Raw genomic sequence first — 20,865 nt, forward strand, 5'->3', positions numbered from 1 at the left:
AATCACAGATAGTTGTCTGCTTTATAACACTATTCAATGAAAATTAAAGGACTATTTTATAATTAACGATTTAACGAGAGTCTTTCGTTTCTTCCGTTCTAAGTTAATCAGGGATTACGAGCTCATAAAAGGCTGTTTTAGTTTGTAATACATCGGTATACGTAATTGATCCAGCTTCACTGGTTATCGTCGTGAACGCATCAACGGGTGTGTGCCCAACAACCTGATGAAAATCCGACAAATAGTCGACTTTCGTTTCAGAACGGTCAGCCCAAACCGGCCCACCACACAAATCATATCCACCTCGTCGGGGACCAACTTCAAACAAAATATTCCGGAAGTTGACGGATCGATGAAGTTTATCAAGCAATCCGGCAACATCGTATTCAGGCGTTATAGAAAGTGTTTCATGGCCTGTTTTTACTAATAAACGCCTTAACCATCGATTCGTGACCCCTGCATGTGTAAACAGGTATGCTCCCTGCTGGTGGGCAATCTGAAATAACGATTCATAGTTAGTAAATAAATCGCTCAGCATTGATTGTGCCCACTGTCGGAAGCCTGAACAACGATAGTTTGGATAGTGCAAATATTGAGCATCATGGTTACCAATGAGAAGTACGAATTTATCCGGTACGTTACGTTTCAACTGGATGATTTCTTCCAGATTTGAGTAAATCGTCTCATCATCAACAACATAACTATCCGTATAATCGCCTAGAAAAATGACGCGGTCATAGCGATCAAAATTGGCTTCTTTCCAAATAGTTCTACCATGAATATCACTTATCGTTAAGATTTCCATAAGCGTTTGTTCGGAACAAATAAGATACGAAAAAGCCCTGACAGTTTTCTGTCAGGGCTTCGTAAACATTACTATATTTTAGCTTACAGTGTTCGCTTCACTTCTTTCAATTCGAAGCTTTCGATGACATCGCCAACTTCGATGTCGTTGAAGTTTCGGATGCTCAAGCCACATTCGTAGCCAGTCTTCACTTCATTAACATCTTCCTTGAAACGTTTCAGCGCACTTATTTCACCAGTATGAATCACAATAAAGTCGCGGATAATCCGGATTTTGTTGTTCCGTTTGATCGTGCCTTCTGTTACGTAGCAACCAGCTACAGTACCAACTTTGCTGATCTTAAACACATCACGGACTTCGATGTTACCCACAATAACTTCTTCGACGGTCGGTGCCAGTAAGCCTTCCATAGCATCTCTCACCTCGTTGATGGCGTCGTAGATAATCGAGTAGAGACGAATTTCAATCTGCTCCTGCTCTGCCAATCTGCGGGCACTTGACGAAGGACGTACCTGGAAGCCCACAATGACGGCATCCGACGCGGAGGCCAGCAGAACATCCGATTCAGAAATCTGTCCAACAGCTTTGTGAATGATATTCACCTGAACTTCCTCTGTAGAAAGTTGCAGTAACGAATCCGACAGGGCCTCTACCGAACCATCCACGTCACCTTTCACAATAACATTCAGTTCTTTGAACGTACCGATCGCTTTCCGGCGGCCAATTTCTTCGAGCGTAATATGCTTACGGGTACGTAGCGTTTGTTCACGCAGAAGCTGCTCGCGTTTGTTCGCAATTTCACGAGCTTCGCGTTCGGTCTCCATAACGTTGAACTTATCGCCCGCCTGTGGTGCTCCGGGCAATCCCAGAATCTGAACCGGTGTTGCAGGTCCTGCTTCCTTGATACGTTCACCCCGATCATTTGTCATGGCACGTACGCGACCGTAGTGCGCACCGACAAGCATGATGTCGCCCTGACGTAGCGTACCGTTTTCGACCAGTACAGTTGATACGTAACCACGACCTTTATCCAGCGAAGCTTCGATAATGGTACCTAAACCACGGCGGTCAGGATTGGCTTTTAGTTCAAGCAGTTCGGCTTCAAGTAGTACTTTTTCGAGCAGTTCATCGACGCCCATCCCCGATTTTGACGAGATTTCCTGTGCCTGGTATTTACCACCCCATTCTTCGACGAGTAGGTTCATTCCCGCCAGCTCTGTACGAATTTTCTCCGCATCAGCGCCGGGTTTATCAACTTTCGAGAAAGCGAATACAATTGGAACGCCAGCTACTTGTGCGTGGTTAATAGCCTCACGCGTCTGCGGCATGACACTATCATCAGCAGCAATTACAATGATTACTACGTCCGTTACTTTAGCACCCCGTGCCCGCATGGCCGTAAAGGCTTCGTGGCCCGGTGTATCCAGGAACGTAATCATCCGATCATCGCTGGTTTTTACACTGTAGGCACCAATGTGCTGTGTGATACCTCCAGCTTCGCCAGCCGCAACTTTGGCCCGACGAATGTAATCAAGCAACGATGTTTTACCATGGTCAACGTGTCCCATAATGGTCACAATCGGCGCCCGTGGTTGTAAATCTTCCGGATCATCTGCTGCTACGTCGATTCCGGCTTCGGTTTCGTCTTCAGCCGATACAAACTGAACATCATAGCCAAATTCATCCGCAATAACTGTAATAGCTTCAGCATCCAGGCGTTGGTTAATCGAAACGAACATACCCAGGTTCAAACAAACCGATATAACTTCGTTGATCGATACGTCCATCAGCGAGGCCAAATCATTCGCGGAGACGAACTCGGTCACCTTCAGCGTTTTAGCTTCCAGCTCCTCCTGTTCATTCAGCAGGCGACGGTCTTCTTCGCGCTGGTTCCGACGATCCCGTCGGCGATCAGCACCCCGATTTGGCGTATTACCCTGCATCCGGGCATTCGTTTGCTGAATTGCTTTCCGAACATCGGCCTGCGTTGGTGCTTCGCGACGATTACCCCCCGAACGATCTGAACGATTATTTCCACGGCCTCCCCCTGCGCGATTATTATTACCCCGATTGGCATTGTTATTATTGCTATCTGAAGTCTGGTTGTTATTACCGCGATTGGCTGGGGCCTGATTCCGATCACCCTGTGTTTGCTGGCGATTTTGATTATTATCCCGTTGTTGGCCACCTCCTGTCTGGTTACGGTCGCCCTGAGGCTGCTGACGGTTGTTATCCCTTTGGCCCTGATTCCGGTCACCCTGCGGGCGATCACCTTGCGCACGGTTTACCGGGGCACGGTCACCATCGCGGGGAGGACGATCATTTCGGTTATTATTATCGCGCTGACCTCCCTGATTGGGTTGAGAAGTGCTACCTAAAGCACCTTCACGGCCACCACGAATCCGTTTCCGCTTCTTCTTATCGGCATTGCTACCACCCCCACCCTGGCCCTGGCGTGGATTGTTAACAGGTAATTCTATCTTACCAAGGATTTTCAGGCCACCTAACTGGTGGCTACCAGCGGCCCGAATTGTTTCAGTTGGTGGTACAGGTACCTCTCCCTCATCGTTGACTTCACGCGTCACAGGCTTGTTCTGTGATGGGGGCGGAGTGTTTGGACGATTATCGGGTCGGTTATTACCTTGGTTTTCAGGCCGTCGATTCTCCTGCTTCGGCTGTAAGGGCGTTGTCGATTTAGGCGCTTCAGGACGGACGGTTGGTGCCGCCTGCTCTGGTGTCGCCTTAGCAACAGGTGCCTGTACGGGCTGTTCAGGTGCAGGTGCAACAGGCTTTGGATCCTCTTTCGGTGTTGTATTAACCGGAGCAGAAACAGGCTCAGCCGGAGCTACTTTTACCTCGACTGGCTTAACAGCTTCTGCTACTGGCTGAGGAGGAGTAACGGGTTGTGATACAACTGGTTTTGGTGTATCACTACTTGGCCGTACTTCTGGTTTATTAACCGTATCAGCCGGTTTTACTTCCTGTGCTGGTGACGGTGCCACTTTAGCTTGCGGAGTAGCCGGGGCTGATGGCCTCGCATTCAAATCAATTTTACCTAATACTTTCAAGCCCGGCAAACCCGTCTGAGCAGTTTGAGGAACTGGTTTAGGCTCAGTTGGAGCCACTTTAGGTAATTCAGCCGAAGTTGACTCTGGTATGTTTTCTGTAGCTGGACGTCTCGCGTCATCACGACGCCATGCAACGACATCCTCCTCCTGACGGCGGGGTGGCTCAGCAACCGCAACCGACGGTTCGGTACGACGAGCTCCGCTTAGGAGTTCCGTTGATTTGTATTCCTTCGCTAACACCTCCAACTGTTCCATGTTGATTTTGGTGTTAGGATTAATTTCAACCTTAAACCCTTTGGCAGACAGACTACTCGCAACAGAGGAAAGTCCTTTGTTGAGAATTTTTGCCACTTGGCTTAGGCGCATTGACTTTTCTTCTGCCATACGTTCGGTCTATATTCGGCAAATTTAATGGTTGTTGGTATGGTATGAACAACAGATTCAGGAATAAAAATCCCTTATGTGATAATGTAGAAGGAATAATGTAAAAGGAATAATGATTTTAAGGCGTTCCTTCTACATTATTCCTTCTACACAGCCATTTATTTATTCAAATTCCTGCTTAAGGATATTCAGGATTTCTTCGACTGTATCTTCTTCAAGATCTGTTCGGCGAACGAGTTCTTCTTTGCTAAGCGCCAAAACGCTCTTGGCCGTATCGAGACCAACTTTGCGAAGTTCATCAATCATCCATTCGTCAATTTCATCCGAGAATTCCATCAGGTCAACGTCTTCATCGTCTTCCTGACCTTCGTTATCGCGGAATACATCGATTTCCATATCGACCAGTCGACCCGCCAGTTTAATATTTTGTCCTCCTTTACCAATTGCCAGAGATACCTGGTCAGGCTTTAGAAAAACAGATACGCGCTTAGCTTCCCGATCAATCTGCATTGAACTGATTTTAGCAGGACTAAGTGCGCGGCTAATAAGCAGTTCAAGATTTTCTGTATAGTTGATAACGTCAATATTTTCGTTACCCAGTTCGCGAACGATCCCATGAATACGTGATCCCTTCATACCCACACAGGCTCCTACCGGATCAATGCGGTCGTCATAAGATTCAACTGCAACTTTTGCCCGTTCGCCTGGCTCTCGAACAATTTTACGAATAGAAATCAGACCATCGTAAATCTCAGGTACTTCTATCTCAAATAATCGTTCGAGGAAGACGGGGGACGTACGTGATAATACAATCTTGGGTGTACCATTTAACATATCAACCCGGCTGATGACAGCTTTTACAGCCTCACCTTTCCGGTAACGATCTTTCGGAATCTGCTCATTACGTGGTAAGCTCAGTTCATTGCTTTCACCATCAATCAGAATGATTTCATGCTTCAATAGCTGATATACCTCAGCACTAACTAAATCGCCAACCTGATCTTTATATTTTTGATAAAGGAGTTCTTTCTCCATGTCCTTTATCTTCTGAATCAGCGTTTGGCGAGCCGTTTGCACGACCCGGCGGCCAAAATCCTCAAGCTTGACTTCCTCAGCTACCTGTTCGCCCACTTCAAAGTCATCCTGAATTTTGCGGGCTTCGGCTAAAGGGATTTTATCGTAATCCCAGATATCTTCTGAATTGTCGTCCACGATTTCTCGCGTACGCCACATTTCCAGATCGCCACTTTCCGCATTAATGATTACGTCAAAATTCTCGTCTGTACCGTATTTCTTACGTATCATCGTCCGGAATACATCTTCCAGGATGGCGATCATAGTTGGCCGGTCAATGTTTTTCGACCGAGCAAAGTCAGCAAACGATTCAATTAAAAGTCCACTGGTCATTTTAGTAGTTAGTCAGAAGTCGTCAGTTTTCAGTCGATAATCGGGAGTAAGTAACGCTTCCGCTACTGACGACTATTGACTTTTGACTATCGACTTTATTTAAATGATACTTCTACGTTCGCTTTTTTAATCTGGCTGAAGGGGATCGGTGTGGGACCGACGGCTTCCACTTCTGTCATTAAATTAGCTTCTTTTTTCTTTTTACTCTTCGTTTTTTTTTCGGGCTCAACATTCAGCACAATATGATCATCCGAAACGGATTCGAGTTTACCTTTTCGAGCACTTCCATCAACCAGATTAACCGTCAGAACCCTTCCAACATTACGTATGTATTGACGTGGAAACGTCAGTGGATAGTCAACTCCAGGCGATGAAACTTCGAGTGTAAAAGGAGCTTCACCAAAAAAATTTAACTCATCCATTTGCGAACCTAATTTCCGGCTGATGTCAGCACATTCATCAATCGTAATTCCAGCGTCGCTATCGATCAGTATCGTAACTTTAATGTGGCCTCCTCTCCGCCCATTAACCTGAATATCAACGACATAAAAGAGATCGTCGTTCAGGTAGGGTTTTAGCAATTCAGTAATACGTGCTTTGTCGTCCATAAGGTCAGGCTAACAAAAAAGGGAGTGCGACTCCCTTTTTTGATCAATGCCATATGGTTTTAGTGCCACAAAGATAATACATTCCTAACTGTTCCGCAAGCCCCTCCCTGATCGTAGTTGAGGTCAATCCGGCCATTATGCCTTATTTTTGGCAGTTTGAAAGGATTTATTTCGCCCAACCATGACTGTATGACAATAAGGACGCGTATTGGAAACCTGATTGCCTTTTTTTTTCGGTCATTACTATGGTCACTTAATTTATGGCTAGTCATCTATACCTGGTTCGCCTACTGGCTCTTATACAGCCTACCTACGTACCACTGGTTAGCCGGGCTGATTATGATTACAATTCCCGTTGCTTGGATACTAAATTTGGTGGTCGTTATTTTGTGGCTTACTGACAGACCCTGGCGGAGTTGGCTATCAGGTATTGTGCTTCTGATTGGTATAGCTCTCTTCGGCTCCCGTACATTTGGCTGGAATCAAATAAAAGAATTTACCGGCGATGGGGTTCCTCTAAAGGTGTTTAGTTACAATGTGAAAACATTTGACCTTGACCTATCTACGCTTGACCAGTATCCAACTTCGCCCCGCTTTCGTCGATTAGCTAACTACGTAGTACGCGTTGATGCCCCCGTTAAGTGCTTTCAGGAGTTTTACACATCAACGATTTCTCCTGAATATGATTTTTTTAAACGATTTCGTAAAGCGGGGTATCCATACTCGTGCATTTTACACCCTGTAAACCGGAACAGCAGCGGGGGCGCTTTTGGTATGGCCATCTTCTCTATTTATCCCATCACAAAATGGGGCAAGGAAGCTTTTGAAGTACCCAATGGACTTATTTGGGCCGACTTAAAAGTTGGCAATGATACAATCCGCGTTATCAATGTTCATTTGCACTCTATGGGTATCCGGCTGGGAAAAGTGCTGGAAAAAGATCAGATGAATGAAGTAAAGCAGGAAACAAGGGGCGTAGTCAGCGCGCTACGTACCGGCTTTGTTGAGCGCAATGCTCAGGTCTCCAAGCTTCAGGAGTACGTTAAAGCGAGCCCTTATCCGGTCATTATTACTGGCGATTTCAATGATACCCCTTATGGCGTAGTGTATGAACGCATGCGTCGATTACTCCCTAATAGTTTTGAGGAAGAAGGACATGGTTTCGGCTTCAGCTATAATCACATGCCTAATTTCATTCGCATCGATCATCAGTTCCACGACCCTCGCTTACCCATTTTAAATTTTGAGACAATCAACTACGTAACCGATTCAGACCATTATCCAATCATGGGAACCTACGTAGTGAAATAATTACCCCGGTATTTATGGATGCGCATTAACCCATTGTTCGCCATCTGTAAATATTTCTTTTTTCCAGATGGGTACGGTCTGTTTAATCGTATCGATGATGTAGCGACAGGCCTCAAAAGCATCGGCGCGGTGGGCGGTTGAAACACCAATCAATACGGCAATTTCGCCAATCTGCAAGGTTCCTTTCCGGTGTATTACGGTATAACGTAGAATAGGCCAGCGTTCACAGGCAGTATCAGCAATTTTCTGTATTTCACTGATCGCCATCCGGTCATAAGCTTCGTACTCGAGCCGGTCAACTGATCGTTGATTTGTATTGTCGCGAACAACCCCCAGGAATAAATCAACAGCCCCTGCTCGTTCGGAATGAAGATCTTTCAGGGCAGACGCTACGTCAATCGGCTCAGAAGTAAGCGTAATCATATACTTATGGATAATGCTGATAATAAATGACGCGTATTTCTTTCATACTGTCCATAGATCAGCCTCCGCTAACCGGAGGAATAAGGGCAATCTCGTCACGCTGACTGAGTACCTGGTCCATTTCGGCGTATTCTCCATTAACCGCTACCAACAACGAGCGTATTCCCGCCAAGGCAGGGTAATCCTGATGCAACTGACTAAGTAAATTTTCAACGTTAGCGCCCTCTCTAAGGGGAACAGAAATAGCCGATTGCCCAGTCAGGTCGCGGCTAATACCAAACAAAAGCACCGAAACAGATGAACTCATGAGCGAATTGCTTTCAATAAAATGTAACGACTTATAAAAGGAACGTAGTAACAGCAGAGTGAAGTTCGTACATACCGATAAAAAAACTGTGCCACTGCTTTAACGTAGTGGCACAGTTCCTATTCCCAAAAAATGAAAATTACCTGGAGTTATCCATTTTACGCTCAGCTTTTTTCATCTTTCTATCGGCTTTATCGAGTGCTTTGTTGGTACCGTCTTTCACATCTTCTTTGGTATTTTTTGCAGCCCGATCAATTTTACGACCAGCTTTACGCGTTTCGCGGCCTATTTTATCACCAGCAGCATCAACGGTCCGCCCAGCCTGACGAGCTGTTTCCTTGGCATTTTCTTTTGTATCCTGCGCAAACGTAACGGCTGCCGAAAAAACCAGCGCAGTGGCCAGCATCATGAACTTTTTCATTGTGTCGAGTTTGGATTTGTTTTATTCAACAACTCCCCACCAAGGCTAATTGTTTATCAAGAATCAGCGCCCCCTAAACACTACGTCCCCGGTTATAAAATCTAATTTTATAACCGGGGACGTAGCGGAGGTAACTTTCTTTTACTCTCTGTGCTTAAACACTTTTACCTGATAAACGTACTCCTGCATCCGTTTGATCTGCTGTTTCCGGTTCAGATCCGTCAACGTATTTTTCCGGTTTAAACGAATGGGGAGCCCCTTAAGCGAATCAGCGGGAATATTGTTTAGCGCTTCCAGTAAATAGTTTGTTTTTATGGCAAAACTTACTCCCTCTGAAGTTGTTTGTTTACCACTAATCATTCCAATTACGTTTCCTTTCTCATTCAGAAGCGGGCCGCCAGAGTTTCCTGGGTTTACGCCGATAGCGACCTGATAAGCGGTCGAATCGCCCCGATAGCCCGTTCCTGAGCTAAGGTAGCCTTCGCCGTACACAATTTCTTCGCGAGGATAGCCCAGCGTATAAACGCGTTCACCAAGATCGGACGAATGCGCATCGAAGCTGTATGGAACGGGGGGTAACGTCCGGAAAGCGCTGTCGTCGCAAAGTTGCAGAACCGCAATATCATGGGCCTGATCCGTATAGACGATTCGCGCTTTATATACCTCACCTTTGGTGCTTTGCACATACACTGAATCAGCCTCCCGGACAATATGGTTGTTCGTAACAAAATATCCATCGGCCGTAATCAGGAAACCGGAACCAGCTACCTGGGCGGGATTAATACTCAGCCCACGGCCGCGTCCGTTTATGTCATTCAAAATCTGACGCTGCGATGATTTAACCGCCTGAATTTCTTTACTCAGTAAGCTATATTGCTGCTCCTGCTGTTTATGCCCCTGCTGATAAGAACGATAAAGGAAGATAGAGCCAAACGTAGTAATCAGCGCTACAGATGCGGCTACCGCCAACGTAGTACGGTACGTTTGCCATAATGTACGAATCTGTCCAGACGTCGCAGGCTCGGTATAATACGAATCAGCATCACGGCGCATACTCTCCATGTCGATATTAGCCTGGATTTTTGCCAATCGCCGTTTAAACCGAATCCGTTCCCCATAGGCACGTAATGCGTTTTCTATATCTCTTTCCTCGTTCATATTTATCTGTCGTTACGTTGGTAGTATACGCTCCGAGGAGCCGTTATTAACGTTTATTTATATTCCGAAAAGAATAGTCGCTTCAATCGCATCAGGCACTTATACTTCTGTGTTTTTGCGTTATCAGCGTTTGTATAACCAAACTTTTCAGTAATCTCCTGCATACTCAGATGCTGGATATAGAAATCGTCCAGCAAGGTCCGGCATGGCTCCCCTAGTCGATCCAGCGAGTCGGCCATCAGCGTAAATTGGCGGTCGCGCTCCTCATGATCCGTCAGATCATCATCGATCTGCTCAAGAACCGATTCATCGGAAGCTGGCGTTTCCACATCACGCACCATAAACCGACTACGTTGCGTTAACTGCTTCAACCACAAACGCCGGCCGATTGAGTAGAGGTACGTTTTCAACTGGCAATGCAATTCCAGTGAACCACTCCTTACTTTCTCGTACAACACAATCAGCGTTTCCTGATAAATATCCTTGGCATCGTCTTCGCTACCACTGTTTGTGGTCACAAAATGAAGAACCATCGGAAAATACCGGCGGTATAATTGCGCCAGTGCGTCGTCAGAGCCATCAGCCAGACCCGTCAGTAACTCGTCGTCAGTCAATACGGGCTGCCTACTTTCTTTCATTGAGTTGAGTCATTACTTAATACGAAAAGGTCTGAGACGTAACCCAAAAAAAAATTAAAAAAAGTTGGGTTACCTTTTTCTCTATCGGGTATTAACGTTGACATTGATCTATTAATCACGTAAACGAAAACATCCCCAAAACTATGAAAGCTATAACGAAATCCGCCTTCTTTTTCATGGCTATGATCGCCCTTGCTACTTCTTGCAGCTCGAAAAAGACTGAATCAACTGAAACCACGACAACGACGGATTCGACTTCGACGATGGCTACCGACTCAACGATGGCTACGGATTCTGCTTCGACGATGTCGGCTGATAGCGCGAAGTAATTTTGCTAAGGCACAACTGCCGGTACTTATTACCGACAACGCTATAAACGGTATAAAGGTCCCCTGATTCGTCAGAGGACCTTTGTTTTTTAGAGACGCTGCACCTTGCTTTGCTACGTTACGTTAATACCTCTTTCAATCTGTTCATGGCTCCGGCTGGCGCGGATTTTTCATACAAAATCTTGTATACAGCATTGGTAATTGGCATGTCAACCTCAACCTGCTGATTAATCGCATGAATACTTTTTACCGCGTAATAGCCTTCCGCAATCATGTTCATTTCGGCCTGCGCCGACTGAATCGTATAGCCCCGGCCAATCAACGTACCAAACGTTCGGTTCCGGCTGAAAGGCGAATAAGCCGTTACCAGCAAATCGCCCAGATAGGCCGAACCGCTCAGATCACGGTGCTTGGGATAAATAGCATCAACAAATCGTTTGATCTCCTGCATGGCATTCGATACCAATACGGCCTGAAAATTGTCGCCGTAGCCTAATCCCCGCGTAATACCACAGGCCAGCGCAATAATATTTTTCATCACAGCGCTGTATTCTATTCCATAAATATCATCGACAGGCGTAGTCTGTACAAAACGACAGCGAAGCAAATTGGCTACGTTTTCGGCGCAGATAGCGTCAGGAGAGGCAATTGTCAGGTACGATTGTTTTTCAAGAGCAACTTCTTCGGCATGGCACGGGCCTGCGATAACAGACATTCGCTCAGCAGGTATATTGTATTGCTCACTTACCCAGTCAGTTACCAACTGATTGGCGTCTGGAATCATCCCCTTAATAGCCGAGATAATACATTTACCGCTGAGGTGTTCCGGCTTGAGTCCTTTTAGCGCATCAGCTACAAAAGCCGCAGGAACAGCCAAAACAACGTAGTCGCTATCCCGAACAGAATCACGGATTTTTGTGCAGACTTTCACCTTACGGGTATTGATCTGAACATCACTCAGGTAACTGGGATTATGGCCGAATTTTTTGATGTGCTCGGCATCCGTTGCCTTACGGAGCCACCATTTAACACTAACGTTGTTTTCGGATAGGATTTTGACGAGTGCCGTTGCCCAGCTGCCTCCTCCTACCATCGTTACCCGAACAGGTTGGTTTACTTTCATGGGGTAAAACTACGACGTCCCTTCGAGTTTCGATACAGTTAAACGCGTTGTTGCCGATCTATACCCGGTACGCTACAGCAACGTAGCGTTACGTTATTCGTCTGTTTTTTCCTCTTTCTTCTTGTTTTTATTTGGATCACGCTTCGTTACCAACTCGCCATTCTTCAATTTCTTGGAAACGGCAATGAAGGGCCCTGAAATGATCTGTTCATCTGGTTTAAGTCCAGAAATGATTTCAATATTTTCAAAATCACTGATACCTGTTTTCACTTCCCGCTGGATTGCCTTACCGCCTTCGTTGACAAATACAATCTCTTTTAGCTTGTCCTTCTTTTCGGGTTGATTAATCGGTTTTTCATCAACTGTACCCGTAGGTCGGTCTTTTAGCTCCTCGGTATTAATGGCAGAAGAATCGGCCCCTCGCGTAGTTACAGCGGCTATTGGAATAGCTAGTACACCAGATTTGCGATCGGTAATAATTTCTACAGAAGCTGTCATCCCAGGTTTAAAAGGATAGCCTTTTTTATCTTTCTGGGCGAGTAAGTCACCGTAAGAGTTGTTGAGAATTTTCACTTTCACCTCAAACTCTGTTACGGCATCTGTGGAAACGGAAGCAGCGGCCGCTGATCCTGAAGCGCTCAGGCCATTGGCCGTATTGGCAATCTCATATACCACACCTTTGAATTTCCGACCAGCCGTTGTGTACGAGTCCACTTCAATATCTGCCGTATCGCCCAGATTCACGCGCACAATGTCGTTTTCGTTGACATTGACACGTACTTCCATATTTTGCAGATTAGCGATCCGCATAATTTCGGTTCCGGCCATCTGCGACGTACCAACAACGCGCTCACCTAACTCGATATTAAGTTTGGAAACCGTACCGTTTACGGGGCAATAAATGGTGGTTTTACGTAGGTTTTCACTGGCATCACGTAAGCTGGCTTCGGCGCTCTGAATATTGAACTTCGAAGCCCGAACGTTCGCATTGGCCGCTTCCAGCTCTTGTTTTGCTACGTTGTAATTAGCCTCGCTCGTTTCCAGGTCGGCGGCTGAGATGACTTTATCAGCAAATAGCTTCCGATTTCGATCGTAGTCTGCTTTTGCCCGGATCAGGCGTGCGCTGGACTGCGCTACCGATGCTTTCGTTTGTTCTAATTGTGCTCTACTCTGATTAACCGTAGCCCGTGCACGCGCCATCATCGACTCGTAGTTATCTGGACGAATGCGGCACAAGAGTTGACCTGCTTTGACCGGATCGCCCTCATTAACGTATAGGCCAATAATCTCACCCGATACGTCCGGACTGATTTTAACCTCGACTTGTGGCTGAACGCGGCCCGAGGCACTAACCCGTTCGGTAATATTGGCCCGTTTGACCAATGCGAAATCAACTTCGGTCGCTTTGGGCTTACCAATTATACCAGCTTGTTTGGCAGCAACTAGCCCACCCACAATTAGTACAACCAATGCCCCCAGTATCCACCAAATACGGTTTGACTTTTTCATAATGAGCGAATGAGTGAATTAATAAAGAAGTGAATTGTTGGCAGGAATTGTTCGCCCATTCACTCACTCGCTCATTCACTCACTTAATTAAAACTAAGCGATTTATTCTGGTAATAGTCTAAAATCTTTGTTCGGAATACGTAATCATATTTTGCCTGTACCAGACTAGCCCGAGCCCGGTCAAGATTGGTTTTTGCAATACTATAATCCGTGGCGTTGATAGCGCCCGCATTCAGTCGGCTTTCAGCCACTTGAAATGCCCGCTCCAGCGAAGCCACCTGTGCCTGCGTGGCTTTATAACGATTAGCACCGGCTCTCATGTTGGTGTAAGCCGTTTCTATTTGCTGACGCAACGTCAGGCGGGTGTTCAAAGCTGTTAACTCAGCATTTTGCTGCTGAATCTTAGCCGTTGTAATGCGGTTACGCGACAAATTACCCTGAAAAATCGGAACCCGCAAAAACAGCGAAACAGACTGGCTAAAGTTATTGCCTAACTGGGTGCCATACGAAATTCCACTACGGTCATATCCGGGTACTGGAGCTGTAACAGGTATTTGCGCTCCTGTTACGGGGTCAGTAATAAATCCAATGGTTGTCTGGCCGGTTTGACCATTGGGTATCTGCATACTGGCCGCACTCGAGTACAGCGTACTAAGGTTTCCGTTTAAGGATAATGTCGGGTAAAGTCCTCCTTTAGCAACCTGAACGCCCAAATTGGCACTTTTAACCCGTAAATCGGCTCCTTTTACTTCTGGAAGATTTGTAGATGCTACGTCATACAGTTGTTGTACTGAAGCGGTATAAGGGTCTAGTCCTGGGTCAGGTACATTAATTGGCTCTACGTCGAACTCCTGATTGATAGGCACATTCATGGCCTGTAGTAAGGCTACTTTAGCCAGATCCAGCGTATTCTGTGCATTAACGATGTCCACTTCATTACTGGCCAGCGTTGCCCGCAACTCAAATAAATTTGCTTCAGGTGCCGACCCGGCATTCACCAGTCGTTGTATACGTTCCAGTTGGGCCCGTGTTACGTCGGCCTGACGTTGCGCTACCGCTAGTTGTTCCGTACCGGTCAATACATTCAGGTAGTTCTGAGCTATCGTCAGCGAAACATTATTCTGTGTCGCATTTAATTCAAGCTGACTAGCCTGAAGTGCCAGATCATTCTGTTTTACAGTGCTACGTAATACCCCCCCATTAAATAGTGTAGCCGATGCATTTAACTGAAAGCTACTGGAGTTGATTGTCTGCTGGACAAATTCGTTCGACTGCGGGTTGATGCTACGTCCGCCGTTTACGGACTGATTACCCTGAAACACAGCCGTTGGTAATTGATTCAGGCGTGATTGACGCAATTGAAGATCCGAATTGGCAACCGTCAGTTTCCCTTGCCTGACCAAAATATTATTCTGCTGAGCAATGTCAATGCATTGCTGCAAATTCAACCGCGATGCGGTACTGGCAACCGTATTAGCTGACGACGTTACTGAAGCGCCAGACTGGGCAGACGTATTTTGTGCATACGTAGCTGACAAACCTGCCGTTACCAATAAGGTCATTACAACCCGTATCTGTTTCCACGCCACTTGCTTACACATAATTTTGATGGTTCAATGTTACAAACTTACCTTCGGCGCAGCTATCGTTTTAGGATAAACGGCGCAAACTAAATATGTTTCTGGTTTATAATTCGGATATACTTTCGGAAAGCGATTTTCATGTGCCGTACGCTGATCGAGCTTTTCAGTATGGCGACGGCTTATTTGAAACCATTCGTTACGAACAGCAACAGGTCTGGTTCTGGGCTGATCATTTCGACCGACTGTCGGCTGGCATGACTGCTTTACACCTTATCCTGCCCGAAAATTTCACGGCCGAGGCAATTCATCAGCGCATTTTGGCGCTTCTTACGGCTAATCATCTGACCAGACAACCCACCCGGATTAAAATTCAGGTATGGCGGCAAGCGGGTGGTTTATATACGCCTACTCAGCATACAACGAACGTACTGATTACCGCCCGGCCCGGTCAGGGTTTCGCCGTTACTGAAAAAGCCAAAACCACCATTTTTGATAGCTATCGCCTGGCGCCATCTCCCGTTTCAGTGTTTAAAACCCTGAACGCTCTTCCTTATGTACTGGCCGGGATTCACAAACAGCAAACCGCTGTTGATGAGGTTATTCTGCTCGACACGACAGGGAACGTAGCAGAATGCCTTTCGTCGAATCTGTTTTGGTTTGCAGATCAAACATTATATACCCCTTCGCTCCAGACCGGCTGTATCAACGGCATTCTCCGGCGGCAATTGTTACGTTTAGCATCCGGTTCAGGTATTTCAGTGATTCAAGGCCATTATCCCCCCAAAGACATTCTGCGGGCTGAAGCCGTATTTTGTGCCAATGTAATGGGTATTCAGTGGCTACGTAGTATCGATAACGTATCAATTCCTGCTACAGCCTCACCCGAAAGTAACGTAGTGAAATTACTCAACGCCCTCTTCGCTCAACTTCACAGTTGAAGAATCTTCCAGCCAGCCATCTTTCAACCGGATGATCCGCGAACCATACTCGGCGTTCACTTCGGAATGAGTTACCTGAACAATAGTCACGCCATCTTTCTGATTCAGTTCGCGGAACAGCTCCATAATATCACGCGCCTGGTCGGAGTGCAGATTACCCGTTGGCTCATCAGCGAAAATAACCGAAGGTTCAGCGGCCAGCGCCCGTGCAATACCAACCAGTTGTTGCTGTCCGCCCGAAAGTTGCGCCGGAAACAAATCTTTCCGGGCCACGATATTAAAACGGTCCAGCAATTCGGCCACCCGGCTTTTCCGCTCGGCGCCACTAAGTCCTTTATAAAGTAGTGGTGTTTCAATGTTTTCGTATACCGTCAACTCATCAATCAGGTGATACGCCTGAAATACAAAGCCGATTCGTGTCCGGTGGAGTTCAGTACGTCTTTTTTCTGACAGTTTCTGAACAGGCTGATCGTCAAAGAAGTATTCGCCTTCGGAGGGTTCTTCCAGCAGCCCCAGAATATGCAACAGCGTAGACTTACCCGATCCGGATGGCCCCATGATGGATACAAACTCACCCTGTGCAATATCGAGGTTAATGTTACGCAACACATAGACACGGCCAAACCCAGCGGGATAGAACTTGGAGACGTTGCGGAGTTGAATCATAATCAGTTACTTTTGAACAACAATGGTTAAGATATGTAAAATCAGGAATGGGCTTCACTAACCTATTCCAGCATGTCAATAATTAAATGGATCGAACAGATCTGATGCCTTTATTTAAAGCTCAACCGCCGTGCCAGAAACATAGCGTGCTGATTAATAGAATTTTATCGCCAATACGTTTGCCAATAACGTCCATTACCGGACAAAGCTACCATTGAAACCGGACATCTTTTTCGACCGGGTATGCAACGTAACAACCATGTTTATCATCTTCTAATAAAAAACCATCTATACCCATGAAAGCATTGATACTATCGGTTATAATGCTAACCACCAGCATAAACGCATCGGACGACGACTGGAAGAAAGATCGCTCGGTTTCGGGTTTTACAGGCCTGAGCGTCAGTAGCGGTATTGACGTTTATCTGACGCAGGGCAATTCAGAAAAGCTAACCTTCGACGTAAAAGGCGTTGACGAAGACCGGGTTATCTCGAAAGTAGAAAATGGCACCTTAAAACTGTACATTGAACGGAAGGGATTCAACGGTTTGAGTTTCGGACGTAACACGTACGTAAAAGCCTACCTGACCTTCAAGCAACTGACTAGTTTACAAGCCTCCGGCGGGGCCGATGTTTTCGGCCAGGGAACGCTGTCGTTCAACGATTTGAATGTTGACGCATCGGGCGGATCTGACGTAAAACTGACGCTCAAAGCCAACAAACTTGACGTAGAAGCCTCGGGCGGAGCCGATGCCATTTTACAAGGTTCGGCCCGGATTCTGAACGCCAGAGGGTCGGGCGGTGCTGATCTCGATGCCCGTAAATTGACGGCTGAAGTCTGCCGGGCAAATTCATCGGGTGGATCGGATGTCTACGTGAATGCTTCGCAGGAATTAGATATGCATGCTTCCGGTGGCTCGGATATTTATTACTACGGCTCAGCCAAAGTGCTGTCCAAAAGCAAATCCGGCGGCTCGGATATCAGTCGGCGCGATTAGAAAAACAGCAAACGAGCGAACGAGTGAACGAGCGGGTACTTAATTTTGTGCGCGTTTCGCTTCGGCAGCCCAGTTTCACTTTTTCGCTCTTTAATTACCTTGACACCAACTATCGGTATTCTCGGCGGAGGCCAGCTTGGTCTGATGCTTCTACAAGCCGCCATCGACTGGAACCTCCGCGTCCATATCCTCGATCCGGATACAGAAGCTCCCTGCCGCCATCTGTGTACGCAGTTTACGCACGGCTCCTTAACCGATTACGATACGGTCTATGAATTTGGGCAGACCGTTGACGTACTGACTATTGAGATTGAACGCGTTAATGTCGACGCCCTCGAAGCACTCGAACGGGAAGGCAAACGCGTGTTTCCGCAACCGTCGGTAATACGTACCATTCAGGACAAACGGCTTCAGAAACAGTTCTATCGAGATCATAACCTGCCTACCGCCGATTTTATACTGACCGAAAATCGAGCCGACGTAGCGTTAATAGAAATTGATCAGCCCGATTTTCTGCCTGCTTTTCATAAACTAGGGCGGGATGGCTACGATGGCCGTGGTGTGCAGCGTATCGCGTCGGTAGCCGATGTTGGAAAAGCGTTCGACGCACCGGGCGTACTGGAGAAAGCCGTTGATTTTGAGAAAGAACTGGCCGTTATCGTAGCACGTAACGAGCGTGGTGAGGTACAGACGTTTCCTACCGTTGAGATGGTATTTCATCCCGAACAGAACCTGGTAGAATATCTTTTTGCCCCCGCCGAAATTTCAACTGCCATTAATCAGCAGGCGCAGGATATTGCCCGACGAACAGCTGATGCGTTTGGTATTGTCGGTTTGCTGGCCGTTGAGTTGTTTCTGGACAAGCAAGGCAACGTATTGATCAACGAAGTGGCGCCACGCCCGCACAACAGCGGCCACCATACCATCCGTGCCAACGTAACGTCGCAGTTTGAACAGCACTGGCGAGCCATTCTCAACTATCCGCTTGGCGATACGTCAGCTTACCAGCCAGCTGCTATGGTGAATCTGCTTGGCGAAGAAGGACATACTGGTCCAGCGTTGTACGAAGGCCTGGAAAACCTGCTGGCAATGCCCGGTGTCTTTCCCTTCTTTTACGGCAAAGCTATCACAAAGCCTTTCCGCAAAATGGGCCACATAACGGTTATGGACGAATCGCTCGAAACGCTACGTTCGAAAGTTGCCGACGTAAAGACGAGAATAAAGGTTGTATCGAAGACGCCCTCCATCGATTAACAAGTTTACACCTGAAGCCGAAGCTTCGGCTTCAGGTGTGTTGAGTTTAAGTTCCATTAATTCCGCGTAGCCAGTCAGGTTTCAGGAATTCCCTGCCGCATAAAAACTACCGACACGGTATCTGGTTGTGTCTACATGAGAATGCGCAAAAAACAGGACTTGCCCAGCAAAACCTGCCCGGTCTGCAACCGACCGTTTAGCTGGCGAAAAAAATGGGAACGTAACTGGGATCAGATTGTCTATTGCAGTGATAGCTGCCGAAAAGCGACTAAATCAAGACAAAAATTACCCGAATTTTCTCATCACTGACTACTCCACCACGTTCGTTAACGTGCCGATTCCATCAATTGAAATGCTGATTTCGTCGCCGGAACGTAGCGTAAAGTCGTCGGAAGGAACAATGCCAGTGCCCGTCATCAGATAGCAGCCGTTGGCAAAAGAGCACTCCCGGAACAGGAACTCAACCAGTTCGGTATGCTGTCGTTTCATTTGGCTGATAGCAATGCTATTTGTAAAGGCAGCCTGCTGATCCCGAATAATTTCCAGTTTGATTTGCGTATCGGTCGAAATTGGCGTTTCGGGAACGTAGAGACATGGGCCAAGGGCTGCACTTCCGTCGTATGATTTGGCCTGGGGTAAATAAAGCGGATTTTCGCCCTCAATGCTTCGCGAACTCATGTCGTTTCCGCAGGTGTAGCCGACAATTTTTCCCGACGACGTAATGAAAAGCGTCAGTTCAGGTTCTGGTACGTTCCAGGTTGAGTCGGCCCGGATACGTACATTAGCACCGGGTCCAACAACCCGTTCAGGTGTCGCTTTGAAGAACAGTTCAGGGCGTTCAGCGTCGTAGACACGGTCGTAGAAATTATCGCCCCCCGATTTTTTGGATTCTTCCATGCGTGCATCCCGACTTCGCAGATACGTAACACCCGACGCCCAAACTTCCTGTCGCCCGATGGGAGCCAGTAAACCCGTCTGAATCCAGGTTTGGCATTCCTCCGACGACGTTGCCGACGTGAGTGATTGCTGAAGGAAACTGTAGAGGTCATCCCGGTTAATTAGTGAATCCCAATCTTCATTCGTGACGGCATAAAATTGGTCTTGAGCTTCAGCAACGAAGCCAGAACGGGTTTTGTAGAGTTTCATAGAAAAGCAAATGAATGAGCAATTTTAGCGCTACACAGCGACAGTTTTACTGTAAAAAGCGTTATATTGAATTGTTTACTCCTTTATAAAGAATGCTGCAAAAAACACAGGGAATTGCCCTTAGTTACATCCGCTACCGCGAAACATCCATTATTGCCCGCATCTACACTGAAGAATTCGGCTTACAAAGCTACCTTGTTAACAGCGTCCGCACTGCGCGAAGTAAAAACAACCGGATTGCTCTATTTCAGCCGTTGACGTTGCTGGATATGGTTGTTTATAATAAACCCGACCGCGATCTGCACCGCTTGTCGGAAACCAAAATTAGCTATCCATTTCAGAGCTTACCGTTCGAAGTAACCAAGTCGACCATTGCGATGTTCGTGACAGAGTTTCTGAACAAAGTGCTGAAAGAGGAAGCCAACAACCCCGCCCTATTTCGCTTTTTGGTGAATTCGATCCTTTTTCTTGAGAATGCCAATTCGAATTATGAGAATTTTCACCTTGCTTTTCTACTGAAGCTGTCGTTTTTCCTGGGTTTTGGTCCCGAGTCGGCCCGTGAGTTTGAAAACCAGCTCCGCGAAAATTCGTATCCGTTCCTGCCCGATACGGAAATGGAAACGGCCCTCAACATTATGCTCCGTCAACCGCTGGGTACGCCCATTACGTTAAAGCGATCGGCGCGTAACGAATTGCTCGACGCACTGGTTGCATACTACCAGATTCACATTGATTCTATCGGCGAAGTGAAATCGCTGCCTGTTCTACGGGAAGTGTTAGGGTAATATT

At 46.8% G+C, this 20,865-nt stretch carries 21 protein-coding genes; 7 read left to right on the top strand and 14 right to left on the bottom strand.

The genetic code is table 11. The features are described 5' to 3' along the window. Window positions 1-103: 103 nt before the first annotated feature. The 4 genes from ACOJS8_RS21695 to rimP form a co-directional block, all read right to left on the bottom strand. Complete coding sequence (locus ACOJS8_RS21695; protein WP_420150649.1) at window positions 104-805, bottom strand: metallophosphoesterase; 702 nt, start codon at window positions 803-805, stop codon at window positions 104-106. A gap of 83 nt (window positions 806-888) precedes the next feature. Next, window positions 889-4,257, bottom strand: coding sequence for a translation initiation factor IF-2 (infB, locus tag ACOJS8_RS21700; protein WP_420150650.1), 3,369 nt, complete (start codon window positions 4,255-4,257; stop codon window positions 889-891). Between the two features lie 162 nt (window positions 4,258-4,419). Next, window positions 4,420-5,664 carry a transcription termination factor NusA gene (gene nusA / locus ACOJS8_RS21705; protein WP_420150651.1) on the bottom strand — a complete coding sequence of 415 codons (1,245 nt, stop codon included), beginning with the start codon at window positions 5,662-5,664 and terminating at the stop codon, window positions 4,420-4,422. 95 nt (window positions 5,665-5,759) lie between these two features. Beyond that, window positions 5,760-6,272: a ribosome maturation factor RimP gene (rimP, locus tag ACOJS8_RS21710; RefSeq protein WP_420150652.1), complete on the bottom strand. Its 513-nt coding sequence runs from the start codon at window positions 6,270-6,272 to the stop codon at window positions 5,760-5,762. Window positions 6,273-6,461: 189 nt separating this feature from the next. On the opposite strand from rimP, the gene ACOJS8_RS21715 reads away from it, so the two are divergent. After that, window positions 6,462-7,583, top strand: coding sequence for an endonuclease/exonuclease/phosphatase family protein (locus tag ACOJS8_RS21715; protein WP_420150653.1), 1,122 nt, complete (start codon window positions 6,462-6,464; stop codon window positions 7,581-7,583). A 12-nt stretch (window positions 7,584-7,595) separates the two neighbouring features. Here the strand turns inward: ACOJS8_RS21715 and ACOJS8_RS21720 are convergent, their stop codons facing one another. From ACOJS8_RS21720 to ACOJS8_RS21740, 5 genes are all read right to left on the bottom strand, one after another. Then, on the bottom strand, window positions 7,596-8,006 hold the full coding sequence (locus ACOJS8_RS21720) for a molybdenum cofactor biosynthesis protein MoaE (protein ID WP_420150654.1): 411 nt from the start codon (window positions 8,004-8,006) through the stop codon (window positions 7,596-7,598). Window positions 8,007-8,064: 58 nt separating this feature from the next. Then, on the bottom strand, window positions 8,065-8,313 hold the full coding sequence (gene moaD / locus ACOJS8_RS21725) for a molybdopterin converting factor subunit 1 (RefSeq protein ID WP_420150655.1): 249 nt from the start codon (window positions 8,311-8,313) through the stop codon (window positions 8,065-8,067). Between the two features lie 139 nt (window positions 8,314-8,452). Next, a complete protein-coding gene (locus tag ACOJS8_RS21730; protein WP_420150656.1) occupies window positions 8,453-8,734 on the bottom strand; it encodes a hypothetical protein in 282 nt (93 codons plus the stop codon). A 141-nt stretch (window positions 8,735-8,875) separates the two neighbouring features. After that, window positions 8,876-9,892, bottom strand: a complete 1,017-nt coding sequence (locus ACOJS8_RS21735; RefSeq protein WP_420150657.1) for a S1C family serine protease — start codon at window positions 9,890-9,892, stop codon at window positions 8,876-8,878. A gap of 53 nt (window positions 9,893-9,945) precedes the next feature. Then, a complete protein-coding gene (locus ACOJS8_RS21740; protein WP_420150658.1) occupies window positions 9,946-10,530 on the bottom strand; it encodes an RNA polymerase sigma factor in 585 nt (194 codons plus the stop codon). Between the two features lie 143 nt (window positions 10,531-10,673). Between ACOJS8_RS21740 and ACOJS8_RS21745 the strand changes: the two genes are divergently transcribed. Further along, complete coding sequence (locus tag ACOJS8_RS21745; protein ID WP_420150659.1) at window positions 10,674-10,859, top strand: hypothetical protein; 186 nt, start codon at window positions 10,674-10,676, stop codon at window positions 10,857-10,859. Between the two features lie 118 nt (window positions 10,860-10,977). Here the strand turns inward: ACOJS8_RS21745 and ACOJS8_RS21750 are convergent, their stop codons facing one another. The 3 genes from ACOJS8_RS21750 to ACOJS8_RS21760 all read right to left on the bottom strand — a co-directional run bounded on the left by ACOJS8_RS21750 (window position 10,978) and on the right by ACOJS8_RS21760 (window position 15,092). After that, window positions 10,978-11,982 (bottom strand): NAD(P)H-dependent glycerol-3-phosphate dehydrogenase, encoded by a 1,005-nt coding sequence (locus ACOJS8_RS21750; RefSeq protein ID WP_420150660.1) that lies wholly within the window; start codon window positions 11,980-11,982, stop codon window positions 10,978-10,980. 93 nt (window positions 11,983-12,075) lie between these two features. Continuing rightward, a complete protein-coding gene (locus ACOJS8_RS21755) occupies window positions 12,076-13,494 on the bottom strand; it encodes an efflux RND transporter periplasmic adaptor subunit (protein ID WP_420150684.1) in 1,419 nt (472 codons plus the stop codon). An 80-nt stretch (window positions 13,495-13,574) separates the two neighbouring features. Further along, window positions 13,575-15,092 carry a TolC family protein gene (locus ACOJS8_RS21760; RefSeq protein ID WP_420150661.1) on the bottom strand — a complete coding sequence of 506 codons (1,518 nt, stop codon included), beginning with the start codon at window positions 15,090-15,092 and terminating at the stop codon, window positions 13,575-13,577. A gap of 74 nt (window positions 15,093-15,166) precedes the next feature. Here ACOJS8_RS21760 and ACOJS8_RS21765 point away from each other — a divergent pair, with 74 nt between their 5' ends. After that, a complete protein-coding gene (locus tag ACOJS8_RS21765) occupies window positions 15,167-16,012 on the top strand; it encodes an aminotransferase class IV (RefSeq protein ID WP_420150662.1) in 846 nt (281 codons plus the stop codon). Here ACOJS8_RS21765 and ACOJS8_RS21770 read toward each other — a convergent pair. Continuing rightward, window positions 15,977-16,678 carry an ABC transporter ATP-binding protein gene (locus tag ACOJS8_RS21770; RefSeq protein ID WP_420150663.1) on the bottom strand — a complete coding sequence of 234 codons (702 nt, stop codon included), beginning with the start codon at window positions 16,676-16,678 and terminating at the stop codon, window positions 15,977-15,979. The genes ACOJS8_RS21765 and ACOJS8_RS21770 overlap by 36 nt on opposite strands. 296 nt (window positions 16,679-16,974) lie before the next feature. Between ACOJS8_RS21770 and ACOJS8_RS21775 the strand changes: the two genes are divergently transcribed. The 3 genes from ACOJS8_RS21775 to ACOJS8_RS21785 all read left to right on the top strand — a co-directional run bounded on the left by ACOJS8_RS21775 (window position 16,975) and on the right by ACOJS8_RS21785 (window position 19,239). Then, a complete protein-coding gene (locus ACOJS8_RS21775; protein WP_420150664.1) occupies window positions 16,975-17,676 on the top strand; it encodes a head GIN domain-containing protein in 702 nt (233 codons plus the stop codon). Window positions 17,677-17,775: 99 nt separating this feature from the next. Beyond that, on the top strand, window positions 17,776-18,930 hold the full coding sequence (locus ACOJS8_RS21780; RefSeq protein WP_420150665.1) for a 5-(carboxyamino)imidazole ribonucleotide synthase: 1,155 nt from the start codon (window positions 17,776-17,778) through the stop codon (window positions 18,928-18,930). A gap of 141 nt (window positions 18,931-19,071) precedes the next feature. Then, window positions 19,072-19,239, top strand: a complete 168-nt coding sequence (locus tag ACOJS8_RS21785; protein WP_420150666.1) for a DUF2256 domain-containing protein — start codon at window positions 19,072-19,074, stop codon at window positions 19,237-19,239. On the opposite strand, the gene ACOJS8_RS21790 is transcribed toward ACOJS8_RS21785, so the two are convergent. Continuing rightward, complete coding sequence (locus tag ACOJS8_RS21790; protein ID WP_420150667.1) at window positions 19,240-20,076, bottom strand: fumarylacetoacetate hydrolase family protein; 837 nt, start codon at window positions 20,074-20,076, stop codon at window positions 19,240-19,242. It lies immediately after the preceding gene. Between the two features lie 92 nt (window positions 20,077-20,168). Here ACOJS8_RS21790 and recO point away from each other — a divergent pair, with 92 nt between their 5' ends. Beyond that, the gene (recO, locus tag ACOJS8_RS21795; RefSeq protein ID WP_420150668.1) at window positions 20,169-20,861 is read left to right on the top strand and encodes a DNA repair protein RecO; all 693 of its coding nucleotides are present in this window, start codon (window positions 20,169-20,171) and stop codon (window positions 20,859-20,861) included. Window positions 20,862-20,865 lie beyond the last annotated feature (4 nt).

The sequence above is a fragment of the Spirosoma sp. genome, assembly GCF_048594605.1.
Lineage (GTDB): Bacteria > Bacteroidota > Bacteroidia > Cytophagales > Spirosomataceae > Spirosoma.